Origin of the sequence: Pseudomonas sp. 8O, from assembly GCF_902506495.1 — a bacterium.
In the GTDB taxonomy this organism is placed as follows: domain Bacteria; phylum Pseudomonadota; class Gammaproteobacteria; order Pseudomonadales; family Pseudomonadaceae; genus Aquipseudomonas; species Aquipseudomonas chaetocerotis.
The window spans coordinates 14,295-30,820 of the sequence record NZ_LR733263.1; the positions used below are offsets into that span (position 1 = coordinate 14,295).

The 16,526-nt window shown below is 64.9% G+C and carries 13 protein-coding genes; 3 read left to right on the forward strand and 10 right to left on the reverse strand.

Annotation, left to right across the window (positions count from 1 at the left end; all coding sequences use genetic code 11):
- Window positions 1–14: 14 nt before the first annotated feature.
- Together GV002_RS00090 and GV002_RS00095 are read right to left on the reverse strand one after the other, a co-directional pair.
- The gene (locus tag GV002_RS00090; protein WP_160016495.1) at window positions 15–1,382 is read right to left on the reverse strand and encodes a glutamine synthetase family protein; all 1,368 of its coding nucleotides are present in this window, start codon (window positions 1,380–1,382) and stop codon (window positions 15–17) included.
- Between the two features lie 183 nt (window positions 1,383–1,565).
- A complete protein-coding gene (locus GV002_RS00095; protein ID WP_160016496.1) occupies window positions 1,566–2,960 on the reverse strand; it encodes an aspartate aminotransferase family protein in 1,395 nt (464 codons plus the stop codon).
- Window positions 2,961–3,207: 247 nt separating this feature from the next.
- On the opposite strand from GV002_RS00095, the gene GV002_RS00100 reads away from it, so the two are divergent.
- Window positions 3,208–3,861, forward strand: coding sequence for a GntR family transcriptional regulator (locus GV002_RS00100; RefSeq protein WP_160016497.1), 654 nt, complete (start codon window positions 3,208–3,210; stop codon window positions 3,859–3,861).
- Window positions 3,862–3,968: 107 nt separating this feature from the next.
- Here the strand turns inward: GV002_RS00100 and GV002_RS00105 are convergent, their stop codons facing one another.
- A complete protein-coding gene (locus GV002_RS00105) occupies window positions 3,969–4,376 on the reverse strand; it encodes an SMI1/KNR4 family protein (protein WP_160016498.1) in 408 nt (135 codons plus the stop codon).
- Window positions 4,377–4,481: 105 nt separating this feature from the next.
- On the opposite strand from GV002_RS00105, the gene GV002_RS00110 reads away from it, so the two are divergent.
- A complete protein-coding gene (locus GV002_RS00110; protein WP_160016499.1) occupies window positions 4,482–4,952 on the forward strand; it encodes a GNAT family N-acetyltransferase in 471 nt (156 codons plus the stop codon).
- A gap of 101 nt (window positions 4,953–5,053) precedes the next feature.
- On the opposite strand, the gene GV002_RS00115 is transcribed toward GV002_RS00110, so the two are convergent.
- The 5 genes from GV002_RS00115 to uvrD all read right to left on the reverse strand — a co-directional run bounded on the left by GV002_RS00115 (window position 5,054) and on the right by uvrD (window position 11,280).
- On the reverse strand, window positions 5,054–5,908 hold the full coding sequence (locus tag GV002_RS00115) for a Tim44 domain-containing protein (protein ID WP_160016943.1): 855 nt from the start codon (window positions 5,906–5,908) through the stop codon (window positions 5,054–5,056).
- Between the two features lie 205 nt (window positions 5,909–6,113).
- Entirely contained in the window at window positions 6,114–6,695 is a 582-nt protein-coding gene (locus tag GV002_RS00120) for a TetR/AcrR family transcriptional regulator (RefSeq protein WP_160016500.1), read from the reverse strand.
- A 152-nt stretch (window positions 6,696–6,847) separates the two neighbouring features.
- On the reverse strand, window positions 6,848–7,930 hold the full coding sequence (locus tag GV002_RS00125; protein WP_160016501.1) for a TRAP transporter substrate-binding protein: 1,083 nt from the start codon (window positions 7,928–7,930) through the stop codon (window positions 6,848–6,850).
- A 48-nt stretch (window positions 7,931–7,978) separates the two neighbouring features.
- Complete coding sequence (locus tag GV002_RS00130; RefSeq protein ID WP_160016502.1) at window positions 7,979–9,073, reverse strand: TRAP transporter substrate-binding protein; 1,095 nt, start codon at window positions 9,071–9,073, stop codon at window positions 7,979–7,981.
- Between the two features lie 23 nt (window positions 9,074–9,096).
- Window positions 9,097–11,280 (reverse strand): DNA helicase II, encoded by a 2,184-nt coding sequence (gene uvrD, locus GV002_RS00135; RefSeq protein ID WP_160016503.1) that lies wholly within the window; start codon window positions 11,278–11,280, stop codon window positions 9,097–9,099.
- A gap of 118 nt (window positions 11,281–11,398) precedes the next feature.
- On the opposite strand from uvrD, the gene GV002_RS00140 reads away from it, so the two are divergent.
- Window positions 11,399–13,066, forward strand: coding sequence for a molecular chaperone HscC (locus GV002_RS00140; RefSeq protein WP_160016504.1), 1,668 nt, complete (start codon window positions 11,399–11,401; stop codon window positions 13,064–13,066).
- 72 nt (window positions 13,067–13,138) lie between these two features.
- Here GV002_RS00140 and GV002_RS00145 read toward each other — a convergent pair whose 3' ends face one another.
- Together GV002_RS00145 and GV002_RS00150 are read right to left on the reverse strand one after the other, a co-directional pair.
- Window positions 13,139–15,802 carry a DUF805 domain-containing protein gene (locus tag GV002_RS00145; protein WP_160016505.1) on the reverse strand — a complete coding sequence of 888 codons (2,664 nt, stop codon included), beginning with the start codon at window positions 15,800–15,802 and terminating at the stop codon, window positions 13,139–13,141.
- Window positions 15,799–16,506, reverse strand: a complete 708-nt coding sequence (locus tag GV002_RS00150) for a DUF1266 domain-containing protein (protein ID WP_160016506.1) — start codon at window positions 16,504–16,506, stop codon at window positions 15,799–15,801. Before GV002_RS00150 ends, GV002_RS00145 begins: the two co-directional genes overlap by 4 nt.
- Window positions 16,507–16,526: the final 20 nt, after the last annotated feature.

The following is a 16,526-nucleotide window of genomic DNA, read 5'->3' on the forward strand; positions in this document are numbered from 1 at the left end:
TCCATCTGGCCGACTCAGGCGTGACTCAGATACCAGCGCCAGTCCTGCTCGCCTACTTCGCCCATGAACTGGCGGAACTCGGCCCACTTGATCGCCAGGAACACCTTGAGGAAATCCTCGCCCAGCGCTCCGCGCGCCCAGCTCGAACCTTCCAGGTTGCGCAGTGCGGTGAGCCAGTCCGTGGGCAGAGTTTCGCGGGCCTGTTCGTAGCCGTTACCGACGATGGCCGCGCCTGGGTCGATCTGCTCACGGATACCCTTGTGGATACCGGCAAGGATCGCCGCCGCCGCCAGATAGGGATTGGCGTCGGCGCCGCAGATGCGGTGCTCGACATGGCGGCTTTTGGCCGGCCCGCCTGGCACGCGGAAGGACACGGTGCGGTTGTTCACTCCCCAGCTCTTGGCCAGCGGCGCGTAGCTGTTGGCCTGGAAGCGGCGGAAGGAGTTGGCGTTGGGGCAGAAGATCGCCAGGGCGTCGTCGAGCGTGGCCATCATGCCGCCGATGGCGTGACGCAGCAGCGGTGTGCCTTGTGGGTCTTCGCTGGCCATCAGGTTGTTGCCGTGCTCATCTGCCAGGCTGACGTGCATGTGCATGCCGCTGCCGGCCAGATCACCGAACGGCTTGGCCATGAAGCAGGCCTGCAGTCCATGTTTATTAGCCACACCCTTGACCAGACGCTTGTAGCGCACGCCTTCGTCTACCGCCTGAAGGGCATCGAAGCGGTGCTCCAGAGTCAGCTCGAGTTGGCCGGGGGCGTATTCGGAGATCGCCGTACGCACCGGCAGACCCTGCGCTTCACAGGCGGCGTAGAGGTCGTCGATGAAGGGTTGCATCTGCTCCAGCTCGTACACGCCGTAAACCTGCGGCGCCTGCGGGCGCACGCCGTTCATCTGCATGGCAGGCTGCGGGCGACCGTTGGCGTCGCGCTGCTTGTCCAGCAGGTAGAACTCCAGTTCCACCGCCATCACCGGGTGATAGCCGTCGGCCTTGAGCGCGTCGATGGTGCGCGCCAGCACATGGCGCGGATCGCCCGGCGTGGCCGGCATGCCCTCAGTCGGATGCATGCTCACCTGCAATTGGCCGGTGGGGACCGCGCGCCAGGGTTGCAGGGTCAGACTGCCGGGCAGTGGGTAGGTCCAGCAGTCGGCGTCGGCCACTTCCCAGACCAGGCCGCTTGCCTCGACGTCCTCGCCCTGGATGGTCAGCGAGAGGATCGAGCTGGGCAGTGGCCGGCCGTTCTCGTAGATGGCCAGCAGCTCGTCGCGGTGCAGCAGCTTGCCGCGCGGGATGCCGTTGGCGTCAATCAGCATCAGCTCGATGCTGCGAACTTCTGGGTGCTTGGCGAGGAAGTCGCGGGCTTCCTGGGGATGGGCGAATTGCATGGTGGTGTCCTTGCTTTTCTTCCCCTCTCCCTTTGGGAGAGGGGCTAGGGGTGAGGGAAGACCCTCATCCGCTTTCTGATGATGCCCACGCTCTGCGTGGGAACCACTCCGGGGACGCTCTGCGTCCCTTGCGACGCGGAGCGTCGCTGCCTGCGCTCCCACGCCGGAGCGTGGGAGCAATCTTCAGAGCCTGGCGCCGGGGATGGCCAGTAGCTCGGTGAGCGCCGCATCGAGCATGGCGATCAATTTGTCCACATCGGCCTCGGTGGTGCTCGGGCAGCACAGGGTCATGTTGTGGAAGGGCGTGATCAGGATGCCGCAGTTGATCAGGTACAGGTGCAGGGCCATCTGCAACTCGTCATGGAACGCCGCTTCGGCCTCTGCGCCAGTACGCGGCGGCGCGGCGCAGAACTGGAATTCGCAGCGTGCGCCCAGTTCGGTCACCGACCAGTTCAGGTCATGCTTGTCGATCAACTGGCGGAAGCCATCGGCCAGGCGAGCCGCCAGCGGCAGCATGTGGTCGTAGGCGGCCTGGGTCATCACCTGTTCCAGGTTGGCGCGCATGCAGTGCATGGCCAGGGCATTGGCCGACAGGGTGGTGCCCATGCCGCTGTGGCCGTGACCATGGCTTTCTTCGCTGGCGCGCTGGCGCGCCTGGGTCATGGCTTCGGCCATCGCTGCGCTGCAACCGAAGATGCCGCACGGCACGCCACCGGCGATAGGTTTGCCGACCACGAAGAAGTCCGGGTCGAGGCCCCACAAGCGCGTGCAGCCGCCGATATCGGTGGAGATGGTGTGGGTTTCGTCGATGATCAGCAGGCTGCCGTACTTGCGCGTCAGCTCGCGGCACTTTTGCATGAAGCCTGGATCGGGCAGGACCATGCCGATGTTGGTCATCGCCGGCTCGCACAGCAGGGCGCAGACGTCGCCCTGAGCCAGCGCCGCTTCCAGGGCTTCGACATCGTTGAAGGGAATGGCGCGGCTGTGCTCGGTCAGGTCATAGGCCTGGCCGACCAGGCCTGAACGGTGCACGGTCTGGCCATCGCGATGGCGCACCATCACGTCGTCGACGGTGCCGTGGTAGCAGCCGTCGAACACCAGCAGGGTCTTGCGCCCGGTGATGGCGCGCGCCCAGCGCAGCACGTAGCGGTTGGAATCGGTGGCGGTGGCGGTCACCTGCCAGTAGGGCAGGCCGAAGCGCTGGGCCAGCAGCTCGCCGCAAACCACGGCGTCCTCGCCGGGCAGCATGGTGGTCAGGCCGTTGTTCGCTTGCTCGGCGAGGGCGCGGGCTACTGGATCTGGCGAATGGCCAAACATGGTGCCGGTGTCGCCCAGGCAGAAGTCGATGTACTCATGACCGTCCACGTCGAAGAAGCGCGCACCCTTGGCGCGCTCGACGAACAGCGGCACCGGCGTTGACCAGTCGGCCATCCAGTGCATCGGTACGCCGCCATACAGCGAGTGGCGGGCACGTTCGGCCAGGGCCACGGACTTCGGATTGCGCGACAGGAACAGTTCGCGCTCGGCAGCGACGAAGCGGTCAACGGCGATTGGGCTGATACCACTGGCGGTGGTCATGGGGCATACCTCGATTGAATGCTGCACGCATGATATTTTGTGATCACAAAATAGTAAATATCATGATGATCATTGGATATTTCATCTATAAATTTATATTTGTGATCACCAAATATTTAATGGCCAGCCATTTTTCACACAAAATAAGTTCCTGACGTAGACTCGCCACATTTCCCACTGGAGCCTTTCATGCGTGACTGTAGCCTGACCCTTGCTCAACTGCCGGCGCCACCGAGGGAGGTAGCGCATGGCTGACAATCTGCAGGAACAGCTGTATCAGAACATCCGCTCAGGTCTTCTGGCCGGGCGCTTCCAGCCTGGAGAGCGGTTGAAGATCCGCGACTTGGCGAGCGAGTGGGGCACCAGCCCGATGCCGGTGCGCGCTGCCCTGCAGCGGCTAGTGGCCGAGGGCGCGCTGGAGGGCGAGCAGCAGCGCTCGGTGCGGGTCCCCTCGATGACCCGCGAGCGCTACGAGAACATCTTTCAGGTGCGCCTGGCGCTGGAAGGCCTGGCGGTGGAGTTGGCCACGCCACGGCTTAGCCGCGATGACCTGGCTCTGTTGCGTGACTGCGTGCAACGCATGGATGTTGCCATCGAGACCCGCCAGGTGCAGGGCTACCTCAGCGCCAACAGCCAGTTTCACCTGCACCTGTACGGCGCCTGCGGCAACCCGGTGCTGATGCGTTCGATCGAGTCGCTATGGCTGCAGATCGGGCCATTCTTCAACCGGTTGTTTACCGGCGCCGACCTGTCGCTACGGCTCAACGACTTTCATGAAGACGCCTTCGCCGCCATCGAGGCCGGCGACGCCAAGGGCGCGCGCCAGGCCATGGAGCAGGATTTGCTGTATTTCGCGCGATTCCTGCTCAACCTGCTGGCGTTGGAGCAGGGCGAGGTGTGACCGGGTTTGGCTGATGTGTTGTGCCGGTCGCGGCTGAAGCCCCTCCCACGGGGTCACGTGCGACTGCCAACTGTGGGAGGCGCTTCAGCCGCGACGAGGCTTTGCCGTCAGCTCTCCAGCCAGACGTCGCGGCACCAGTGCCAGACAGAGTCCCAGCTTTCGTCGGTCAGTTCGCCTTCGTCGCCGTCCCACAGCCAGACCTGGCCTTCCACGTCCACGGCGTAGTAGTTGCGGCCGTCCTGGCACAGCGGCACCAGATCGCGCGGCAGCCCCAAACTCCAGGCTTCAGCGGCGACTTCCGGCAGGTAGGTGTGCGATTGCGGGTCACTGGCGGTCACCGGCTCCAGGCGGCCGTAGACCACATCACTGACCTTGAGCAGGTATTCGCGCAGCTCGAAGGGCAAGTGGATGAGGATCTGCTCCTGAATCTCCACCAGGGTTTCTTCTTCCGGCAGCTCCAGCGGTACCGGTACCGGCTCGTTGAGTTCGCGCAGCTGTTCGATGACTTCTTCCACGGCGTCGGCTCCTCATCATGGGGGATCGGCTTTATACAGTAGCTGGCCGGCAGAATGAAAACATGTCGTCGTCACTGCATACTGGCGCTTTTGCGGAGCCCTTTGATGTCATCTCTTGCCTGGCCCTGCCTGCACCACAGCGAACTCGATACCGCCACCCTCTATGAACTGCTGGCGCTGCGCACCCAGGTGTTCGTGGTCGAGCAGAACTGTCCCTATCTGGAAACCGATGGCCAGGACCTGGTCGGTGACACCTGCCACCTGCTGGCACGCGACGAGTCGGGGTTGGTGGGTTATCTGCGCCTGCTCGATCCGCAGCGTATGGAGGGCGAGGTGGTGATCGGTCGGGTGGTGATCGCCGAGCGGGCGCGTGGCACCGGGCTGGGTCACCGGCTTATGGAGCAGGCGCTGCTCGAGTGTCACCAGCGTTGGCCGGGCGTGCCGGTCTATCTGTCGGCGCAGGCGCATCTGCAGGGCTACTACGGGCGTTATGGTTTCGTGGCGGTGACCGAGGTGTATCTGGAGGACGACATCCCGCATATCGGCATGCGCCGGGTTGTTACAGAGCAGTCGTGACGGGCAGGTAATCAGGCTGTAGGAGCGGCTTCAGCCGCGATAGCGGGCGAATGCTGAAATGAAAAACCCGGGCAAGCCCGGGTTTTTGTGCGTCGTAGCGATCAGTTCTGGCGAATGCCAGCGACCAGCCAGGGCTGGTTGTCGCCCTGAGCACGCTCCAGGCGCCAGCTTTCGCTGAACGGCTCGCCCTGGTCGAAGCGCGAGGTCTTCGACAGACCGCTGAAAGTCAGGGTGGCGATGGTCTTCTCGGCATTGTCGTCGACGCCGTCGAGCTGCACGTTGAGTTCGTCGATGTAGGTGGACTGGAAGCCGTCACCCAGCTCGGCGCGCTCGCGCTTGAGGAACTCCAGCAGTTGCGGGGTAACGAACTCGGCGATCTTGTCCATCTCGTCGGCGTCCCAGTGCTGCTGCAGGTTCATGAAGTGCTCACGGCCGGCGGCGATGAAGCTCTGCTCGTTGAACCAGGCCGGGGCGTTGATCACCGGAGCGGCCGTAGCCAGGCGACCACCGAAGATATTGCTGCCAGCGGCCGGCGCGTTGTCGGCGTTCGGCATTTCACGCTGGTAGGGCGCACCGGCAGCTGCCATTTGTGGCTGCTGGCGCGCACGACGGGCGGCGAGGAAACGGAACAGCAGGAAGGCGATCAGGCCGAAGATCAGCATGTCCATGATCTGCAGGCCTTCGAAACCATCACCCATGAACATCGAGGCCAGCAGACCACCGGCGGCCAGGCCGGCCAGCGGGCCGAGCCAGCGCGAAGCACCGCTGGCGGCAGCGGCAGGCTGTTGGCGGCCGGGCGCCTGCGCAGCGGACTGCGCCGGCGGTGTGGCCTGACGGGTTTGGTGGCTGGGTGCGGAGCCGAAGGATTTGCCACCGCCAAAGCGCTTGGCGTGGGCTTCGAAGCTGAAGGTCAGTGCCAGGCACAGCACCATGGCAATACTGAGGAAACGCTGCATCACGGTTTTCTCTCTTGTGGAAAAGCTTGGACGGCATCTTGCCCGCCACGGGGGCGCATGACCAGTGACAGAATGTTTCCGGCTTTTGCCTGCGTTAGGCGGCGCCATGCGCGCCCGGTCCAGTATCGAAGCGGCCCCGGTGCGCATGGCGCACCCTACGGGCGTTGTCGCAGGCTTGCTACCATGCTCCCGGATTTCATCCGGGCTACGGGCGTTGCAGCAGCAGAGGCAGCGGGCCGCAGCGCAGTTGGCCACGGAGAAAGGCGCGGAAGGTTGCTGCATCTTCTTCGGGATGGCGCAGCCAGTGTACGAAGCTGCGCAGGTAGGCGCCGGTGAGCAGGGTTTCTTCGGCGATGCGGCGCAGGTGCAGGCTTTGCCGGCCAGCGGCTTCACGCCACCACTGCACGGTGCGGCTGATACGCATCAGGCCGAGCACCTGCAGATGGATATGCCCGGGTTCGAGCTTGTACAACAACATCTGCCCGGTCACCGCGCGATGTGCTGCCAAGCTGTCGAGCCAGACCAGCAGGCAACTTTCCAGGCGTTGTTCGGCGTTCAGGCCCTGCAGGTCAGGATTTCTCGCATGGCCGAGCATGGCCTGGTCGGCGCGGTCGAACCAGGCTTCCACCAGATCGTCCTTGTCGCGGTAGTGACGGGCGATATCGTCCAGGCCAATGTCGAGCGCGGCGCCGACGTCGAACAGGTGAAGGCGCTCCCAGCCGCAGACGTCGGCCAGTTGCAGGGCGCTATCGAGGATTCGGGCGGGGTCGGTCGGCTTGTTTTTCATCCGAGAAGTATGGCCGCCAGGGCATGAGGCGCAGCCTGGAACGACAAACGGAGCCATTGAACGCTGGGGCGCGCGGCGCACCCTACGTTGCGTCTCCGTTGTGAGGCACGGATAGGGTGCGCCACGCGCACCGTCTACGCCGCATTGCCAGTTCAGCGCCAGTCGTACAGCTCCTTTTCCGACAGCGCCTGCATCGAGGTGGCCAGCGCCTGGAACGCCTGCATCGAGGCCCAGATTCGGCCGTTGAGCTCGCTCTGCGCGGCCAGTTCGCCCAGCACCTGTTCGCTCTCACGTTGCATGGCCTGCAGCACTTCGTCGGGGAAGCGCTTGAGCAGCGTGCCGCTCTTCTTCAGTTCGTCCAGTGCCAGGGCGTTGTGGTAGACGTAGTCGTCCATCATGTCCTGGGTCGCTGCGCGCGCCGCTTCGCTGACGATGGCCTGCAGGTCGGCCGGCAGTGCATCGAAGGCCTTCTGATTGATCAGCAGCTCGAGCACCGACTGCGGCTCCTGCCAGCCGGGGTAGTAGTAGTACCTGGCGGCCTTCTGCAGACCGAAGGCCAGGTCGTTGTAGGGGCTGACCCAGTCGGTGGCGTCGATGGCGCCAGTCTGCAGGGCGGTGAAGATTTCGCCACCCGGCATCACCACGGTGGTCGCACCCAGGCGGCTCCAGACTTCACCGCCGAGGCCCGGCATGCGGATTTTCAGGCCCTTGATGTCGGCCAGGCTGTTGATTTCCTTGTTGAACCAACCGCCCATCTGCATGGTGCTGTTGCCCGCAGTCAGTGGCTTGAGGCCGAATGGCGCATAGGCTTCGTCCCACAGGGCCTGACCCCCGCCCTTGTTCAGCCAGGCATTTATCTCCAGGGTGGACAGGCCGAACGGCACCGCGCCGAAGAACTGCGCGGCCGGCACCTTGCCCTTCCAGTAATAGGGTGTGCCGTGGCCGAGTTCGGCAGTGCCGCGAGATACCGCGTCGAACACTTCCAGCGCCGGCACCAGCTCGCCAGCCGCGTAGACCTTGATGGTCAGGCGCCCGGCGCTCATGGCGTTGACGCGCTCAGCCAGGCGTTCGGCTGCGGTGCCGGTGCCGGGTGCGTTCTTCGGCCAGGTGGTGACCATCTTCCAGTGGAAGGTCTGGGCGGGTGCTGCGGCCTGGTCGGCCGGCGCGGAATCGTCCTTGCAGCCGATCAGGCCGAAGGCGAGCAGGGGCAGTAAAAGCAGAGAGTGAAGACGCATGGGCGCAATCCCTAAGAAAAACGGGGCCCTTGGCCCCGTTCAGTTGGCTCAACGCCAGTTGTACAGCTCTTTCTCGGTCAGTGCCTGCATGGCGCTGGCTTCTTCGAGGAAGGCTTTCTGCGAGGCCCAGATGCGGCCATTGAGATCGTTCTCGGCGGCCAGGGACTCGAGGACCACGTTTGATTGCTCACGCATGGCTTGCAGCACCTCGTCCGGCAGACGCTTGAACTGCACACCCTCGCTCTTCAGGCTCTGCAGCGCCTTGGCGTTGTTGAACACGTAGTCGTCCATCATATCCAGGGTCGCGGCGCGCGCGGCCTCGACGACGATGGCCTGCAGGTCGGCCGGCAGTGCGTCGAAGGCCTTCTGGTTGACCATGGATTCGACCACGGCCTGCGGCTCCTGCCAGCCCGGGAAGTAGTAGTACTTGGCCGCCTTGTGCAGACCGAAGGCCAGGTCGTTGTACGGGCCGACCCAGTCGGTGGCATCGATGGCGCTGGTCTGCAGGGAGGTGAAAATCTCGCCACCCGGCAGGTTGACGGTGATCGCGCCGAGCTTGCTCCAGACTTCGCCGCCGAGGCCCGGCATGCGGATCTTCAGGCCCTTGATGTCGGCCAGGCTGTTGATTTCCTTGTTGAACCAGCCGCCCATCTGCATGGTGGTGTTGCCGGCCGACAGCGGCTTCACGCCGAAGGGTGCGTAGGTTTCGTCCCATAGCGCTTGGCCGCCGCCCTTGCTCAGCCAGGCGTTCATTTCCAGGGTGGACAGGCCGAACGGCACGCTGCTGAAGAACTGCGCAGCCGGCACCTTGCCCTTCCAGTAGTACGGCGTGCCATGGCCCATCTCGGCGGTGCCGCGGGATACGGCGTCGAACACTTCCAGCGCCGGCACCAGCTCACCGGCGGCGTAGACCTTGACGGTCAGGCGTCCGGCGCTCATGGCATTGATACGCCCGGCCAGGCGTTCGGCAGCGGTGCCCAGGCCGGGGAAGTTCTTCGGCCAGGAGGTGACCATCTTCCAGTGGATGGCTTCTGCCGGCTTGGCAGCGGCCTGCTGGGTGGCAGGCTTGTCTTCTTTGCAGCCAACCAGGCCGATGGCGGCGATCAGAGCCAGTACAGCGCCGAACAGATTGCGGCGATTCATCGATTATCTCCAGATACGGTGTGCTAATAGGCTTCAAGCTTGGCGTACGCCAGCATCAGCCATTTACTGCCTTCGTTTTCGAAATTCACTTGGACCCGCGCCTGGGCACCAGCACCCTCGAAATTGAGGATGGTGCCCTCGCCGAACAGGCTGTGACGTACGCGCTGACCCAGGTTGAAGGGCGTTTGCGGTATGGCACTGCCGGCGAACAGGCTGCCGCCACCCATCGAGCTGGTGCTCATCGGGCGGCTGACACTGTTGCTCAGGCGTACTTCCTGAATCAGCGGTGCGGGGATTTCGCGGACAAAGCGCGACACCTTGTTATAGGTCTCGCTACCGTAGAGACGCCGTGTTTCGGCGTAGCTGATCACCAGCTTCTGCATGGCACGGGTAATGCCGACATAGGCCAGGCGGCGTTCTTCTTCCAATCGGCCCGGTTCTTCCAGGCTCATCTTGTGTGGGAACAGACCCTCTTCCATGCCCACCAGGAACACCAGGGGGAATTCCAGGCCCTTGGCGCTGTGCAGGGTCATCAGTTGAATACTGTCTTCATTCTCGGCGGCCTGGGTGTCCCCGGCCTCCAGCGAGGCGTGGGTGAGGAAGGCCTGCAGCGGGGTCAGCTCGTCGTCTTCATCGTTCTCGAAGGCGCGTGCGGCGCTGACCAGTTCCTCCAGGTTTTCCACCCGGGCCTGGCCCTTCTCGCCCTTTTCCGCCTCGTGATAGGCGAGCAGGCCGCTCTTTTCGACGACCACCTGGGTCATCTGGTGCAGCGGCATGGCCAGCACCTGCTCGGCCAGGCCGTCGATCAGCTCGATAAAGCCGGCCAGTGCGCCCGAGGCGCGGCCAGGCAGCGCCTTGACCGCCAGCATCAGGCGAATCGCCTCCCACATGTGCACGTCGTGAGCGCGGGCGTATTCGCGGATGGTCTCGATGGTCTTCTCGCCGATGCCGCGTGCCGGCACGTTGATGATGCGCTCCAGCGCCGCATCGTTGCCGCGCCCGTCGAGCAGGCGCAGGTAGGCCATGGCGTTCTTGATTTCGGCGCGCTCGAAGAAGCGCTGACCGCCGTAGATGCGATAGGGGATCTTCTCGCGCAGCAGCGCCTCTTCCAGCACCCGTGACTGGGCGTTGGAGCGATAGAGAATGGCGATCTCGCTGCGTTTGAGGCCGTCCTTGCGCAGGGCGTCCTCGATGGTTTCCACCACGTAGCGCGCTTCGTCGTGCTCGTTGAAGGCGGCGTACAGAGCCAGCGGCTCGCCATCACCGACGTCGGTGCGCAGCTCCTTGCCGAGGCGCCCCTGGTTGTTGGCGATCAGCGCGTTGGCGGCATTGAGGATGTTCGCCGTGGAGCGGTAGTTCTGCTCCAGACGGATGATCTCGGCATCGGCGAAATCGCTGTCGAACTGCTGGATGTTCTCGATCTTCGCGCCACGCCAGCCGTAGATCGACTGGTCGTCGTCGCCCACCACCATCAGGCTTTCGCCGCCTTTGGCGAGAAAGCGCAGCCAGGCGTACTGTACGGCGTTGGTGTCCTGGAACTCGTCGACCAGGATATGGCGGAAGCGTCGCTGGTAGTGCTCCAGCAGCCCGGCGTTGTCGCGCCACAGGTCGAGGGCGCGCAGCAGCAGTTCGGCGAAGTCGATGACGCCGGTGCGCGCGCAGGCCGCCTCGTAGGCTTCATAGATGCTGCGCATGGTGGCCAGGAACAGGTCGCCGCTGGCCTGGATGCCTTGCGGGCGAATGCCTTCGTCCTTCTGCCCGTTGATGAACCACTGCGCCTGCTTGGCCGGCCAGCGCTGTTCATCGAGACCGAGGTCGCGGATCACTCGCTTGATCAGGCGTTGCTGATCGTCGGAGTCGAGAATCTGGAAGTTCTCGGCCAGTCCGGCTTCTTTCCAGTGCGCACGCAACAGGCGGTGAGCCAGGCCGTGGAAGGTACCGACCCACATGCCGGCAGGGGCGTGGCCCAGAACGTCTTCGATGCGGTGGCGCATCTCGGCGGCCGCCTTGTTGGTGAAGGTCACCGACAGGATGCTGTGCGGCGAGACATCCAGGCGCTGGATCAGGAAGGCGATGCGGTGCACCAGCACGCGGGTCTTGCCCGAGCCGGCACCGGCCAGCACCAGCTGATGACCAGGCGGCGTGGTAACCGCATGGTGCTGGGCGGGATTGAGTGTGGTGAGTCTGTGATCGAGGTCGTTTTGCATCGCGGCATTCTAGGGGGCGCTGCAGGGTAGGGCAAACGCCAGCGACGAGGCAGTTTGCCGGTGCCCCTGTGCGGGGTAGACTGCGCCCTTCAATGGATTTGAGGGAGTCGCGATAGCAATGTCGACTGGTGACAGCCCGCTGCTGGGCATTGATCTGGGCACCACCAACAGCCTGATCGCCGTCTGGCGTGACGGGCGAGCCGAATTGATCCCCAATGCGCTCGGCGATGTACTGACCCCCTCGGCGGTGAGCCTGGACGAGGACGGTAGCATTCTCGTCGGCGCTGCCGCCCGGGCGCGCCTGACCACCCATCCATTGCACAGCGTGGCCGCGTTCAAGCGCTTCATGGGCAGCGACAAGCGCTTTACCCTGGGTGATCGCCAGTTCACGCCGGAAGAACTGTCGGCGTTGGTGCTGGGCTCGCTCAAGGCGGACGCCGAGGCGTATCTCGGGGTGCCGGTGAGCGCGGCGGTGATCTCGGTACCGGCCTATTTCAGCGACGAACAGCGCAAGCGCACGGTATTCGCCGCCGAGCTGGCCGGGCTGCGCGTCGAGCGCCTGATCAACGAACCCACCGCAGCCGCCATGGCTTATGGGCTGCATGAGCAGCAGTTCGAGCGCACGCTGATCTTCGACCTGGGCGGCGGCACCTTCGATGTCACCGTGCTGGAGTACGCCCTGCCGCTGATCGAGGTGCATGCTTCCACCGGTGACAACTTCCTCGGCGGTGAGGATTTCACCGAAGCCCTGCTCAAGGCCTGCCTGGGCGATTGGGGGCTGTCGCGCAGCGAGCTGGACGGCCAGGCCCTGGCCAGCCTCGAAGATGCGCTGGAACAGCTCAAGCGACGTCTCGCCGAGGGGCCGCAGACGCTCGAGTGGAATGGCCGCCAATGGCAGTTGGACGACGTCCGCGCGCAGCAGATCTGGGCGCCGCTGCTGGCGCGCCTGCGCCAGCCCATCGAGCAGGCGCTGCGCGATGCGCGGCTCAACCCACGTGATCTGGACAGCCTGGTGCTGGTCGGCGGTGCCACGCGCATGAGCGTGGTGCAGCAACTGGTCGCCACCTTGTTCGGCCGCTTGCCCTATCGTCACCTCGACCCGGACACCATCGTTGCCCTCGGCGCCGCCGCGCAGGCGGCGTGCAAGGCGCGCGACCGGGCCATCGAGGAAATCATCCTCACCGATGTCTGCCCCTACACGCTGGGTATTTCCTCGCGGCGCAGCGATGAGCAGCCGGGCGCCTTCTCGCCGATCATCGAGCGCAACACAGTGATCCCGGCGTCGCGCGTGCAGCGCTACTACACCACCCACGCGCAGCAGGAATACATCCGCATCGAGGTCTATCAGGGTGAGCGCCCCTGGGTGCGCGACAACATCTTCGTCGATGCCTTCGAGGTGAAGTTGACCCAGACCGGCCAGGTGCAGGCGCTGGACGTGCGTTTCAGCTACGACATCAACGGTCTGCTGGAAGTGGACGTGACCCTGGAGAGTGGCCAGCGCCATGGCCACGTGATCGACCGCAGCCCCACCGGGCTGAGTGCCGAGGCGCGTGCCGCCAGCCAGGCGCGCCTGGCCAGCCTGAAGATTCATCCGCGTGACACGCTGCACAACCGTACCCTTCTGGCCCGCCTGGAGCGTGCCTGGATGCAGACCCTGGGTACTGAGCGCGAGCAGATTGGTCAGTGGCTGGACGAGTTTCAGAGCGTGCTCGGCGCCCAGCAGGAGCAGCCGATCACTGCCGCGCGTCAGCGTCTGGAGCAGGCGCTGGACGCGCTGCGCTTCTGACCAGGTGGGTGACCCGACGGCCTCGCAGGGGGCGCCATGTGCAACGAAGCGCCCCTGCGAGCCTGACGCGATTCAGTCCCTGACCCCGTTCAGGCGCCGCAGGCGCGCCTGCAAGCCCTGTGTGCTGGCCGCCGCCTTGCCTCCGGGCGGGCCGTAACGGTTGGGCAACGGGTCGCTGGGCCAGAAGAACAGCACCAGCAACATGTAGGGCAGCATGAAGCTGCCCAGCAGCAACATCAGTAACGTACCCACGCCACGGCTCATGTCATGCAACCGGCGCAGCATGCAGGTGACCATGACGAGGATGGCGCCTGCGAGCACCGCCAGTGCCAGGTCGCTGCTGAGTTTGTCGACAAGCAAGCTCAGCGGCAGTGCAGCCCCTGCCAGGGCAAGAGTCTGCAGGGTGAAGTTGATCCGGTTCAGGCGTCCGCCCAGTCGCCACATCTGCCACTGTGAACGCCAGGTGGTCGGCGCGTGCTTGGGTAGCAGGCGCTCACAACGCGACAGCAGCAAGGTGATCGCCAGGCGGACGGCCGTCGGTGTGGCGCTGGAGTCCTTGGCCTGCTGCAACTTGCGCAACTGGCTGGTCGAGGGCAGATGCGATTTGGCGCCGCCGAGCAGATCGCGCATGCCATCGAAGATCGCCTGCATGGTGGCGAACACCAGCCCGTTATCGGTGCAGATCGATTGCGCCAGGTTTTGTGGTCGGCCCTTGACCAGTCCCTCGCGGAAGGGCTCGAACCAGATGCCAGGGCAGGTGAATGCCAGCAGCCGTTGCAAGGCCAGGTTGCGTTCCTCTTGCGGCAGATCCGGGTCGTGATGGAGCAGGGCGTCGAGCAGCATCTGGCCGAACGGGTCGCCTGCCAGCTCGTGGCTGTGTTGCTCGGCGCAGGCTCCGATACGGGCGACCGACGGCAGACGCGGGCTGCCGAGGAGAATGTCCGGGCTGACCTGCCCGGCGGCGATCAACCCTTGCAGTGGATCACCTTCGTCGAGATCCAGCAGCCAGCGACGAGGTGTGGTGGTATTCGCCAGCAACTGCGCCTTGGCCTCGTGGGCCGGATGCTCGGCATCGGTGGGCAGGTCGGCGAGGGTTTGATCCAGTTGCTCCAGCCATTGTTCAGGCTGTTCCAGCAGGCCCAGCAGCAACAGTGTCTGGCGCTGCCAGTGCCAGCGAGCGTCGCCATCGTCGGGAAGCTCTGGCAGGCTGCGACCGCTGCGCTGCAGGGCCAGTTGCAACTGCAGGCAGGGCGGCAGCAACCAGCCCGGCAGTGGCGCGAGCAGTTCGCCAAGGCGTTGCAGCGTCGCCTCGTCGTATCGGCGCAAGCGCCTGAGCCCGCGCAACATCTGGGCACGAGCCACGGTGTTGTCACCGAGCGCCTGCGGCAGTTTCGCGCCTGGGCTGCTCGATGCCTGTTGCAGCGCCTGCAGCGCAGGCGATTCGCGCAGCCACTGGCGCTGTTGCCGGGCGTGGTGCTGTAGCCCCTGCACCAGCACGGCATCGAGCGGATGGTCGCCGGCCTGCAGGTTCAGCAGGTGTTCGAGGTCGCTGTCGTCGCCACGTTGCAGCAGCCAGGCCTGGCGATAGAGCCGCGTGAGCGGCGTGTCCGCAGCGCCGAGCAGCTCGGCAAGGAATGGCCACTCGCTGTCCCCCATCTGCCAGGCGATGAAAGTGCGCGCCAGCGGCGGCAGTTCGCTGATGGCGGCGCGCTGCCAGCGCGCCAGGGTTTGCGGCGCCTGGGCGGGCTCGCCATCGGCTAACTGATAGGCGTCGAGCGGATGCTCATGGCCGAGCTCGATCTGGCTGCGGTTGAACGCCAGGATCAGCAGCGGCAGGCGTTCAGGCGAGTGATGAGCGCACCAGGCCAGCATCCAGGCGGCCGCCTCGGGTATCTCGCGTTCATGCCACAGACGCGTCCACAGGTCGAGGGCGTCCAGGTCATGGTGCTGCTTCTGCAGCGCCAGCAGGTACTGGATGTCGAGGTCGTCGGGTGTCTCGTCATGCAGCGCCTGGTAGTGCTCCAGGGCGCCGCCCAGGGCCACCCCGGCCAGGGTGCACTGGCGATACAGGCGCGGATAGTAGTCCGGGTCGACCGGCATTGGCAGGCACAGGTGCAGCGAGCACCAGCCACGAAATTCCTGCAGTGGCCGGTTCCTGAACAGATGCTCCAGGGTGCGCACGTACCAGAGGTTTTCCACCTGCGCGACGGTCGGCCAATCGGACAGGCTGGCGAGGTCGAACGGGTCGGGTTCGGCGATGCGCTGGAGCAACTGATCCAGTGCCTCGGCTTCCTCGAAGGGCATTTGCATCAGGCGATTGGCCCAGGCCATGCGCTCGGTGAGCAGGTTCACGCAGCGATGCGACAGCGGCCCGTTGCTCAGCAGCAGACCGCGCAGCGAGCCATCGAGACCTTCAAGTACGTCTAGCGGCAACTGGTCGAGCATCCGGCAGTAGTCCTGCCATGCTTCGGGTCGAAAGCGCCGGCCGGCGTCCTGCAGCAGTTCGACGAACTGTTGCACGGCCTGTTCACTGGCGCTGGGCGGTGCGCTCGGCTCGCTTGTCGCCGGGACTTCGCCGCGGGCCTGGCGCAGGGCGTCCTCGTAGGCGCCGCGCAGGGCCTGGAAACCCTCGGGATCGCGCTCCGGGTGGACGTCGGGCAGGCGTGCGCGATAGGCGCTGCGGATGCTGTTCTGATCGTCAGTCGGCGCTATGCCGAGGTGTTCCCAGCAACTCATGACCAGTCGAACGCCTCCAGCGATGCCGGTTTTTCCGGCAGATCCAGTTCCATGTCCCAGAGCAATTGGTCGAATCCGGCGGCCGGGCTCAGCGTCAGTTCGCGTACCAGGGCACGGTGCGTCGGGTCACTGCCCTGACGGCTGATACACAGCGCCTGTTCGTCCGGTTGCTCGTGGCCCAGGCAGTTCCAGTAGCAGCGGCCGATGAGAAAACCGGCCAGGTAGCTGTGCCAGCCCTGGTAGTAGTAGCGCGCCCGCAGGCTCAGGCGAGTATGCAGCCAGAGGTTTTCCTCGAGGCTCAGCCAGCCGTTCAACTGACCAATGCGGGCGAGAAAGCTCATGCGCCCTAGGTCCCAGGCGCGGATGCCACCGGAGCCGCAGACCAGTATGGTGTCGGCGACGTAGCGATAGGCCACCCGTTGGCCTTCGTCGAGGCTGTCGACCAGCGCCTGCCATTCGCCCGGTAGCAGGCGCGCGTTATCCCAGTAGGCGCCGCTCAGATCGCGTGCATGGCCGTCGTCGGTCATGCGTTGGATCATCGCCAGCAGTGCGGGGCGATCCGCGATATCCCAGGACTCGCTGAGGTCAACGAACTCGCTGTTCGGATAGAAATCAGGCCGCCCGTATTGCGCGCCCGAGTGGGTGTTGATCGCCACCATCGGCGCGGAAAGGGCAAAGAGCCAGCGTTGTTGCAAGTCATCCATGGGCGTTTGGCCGTGCTTCC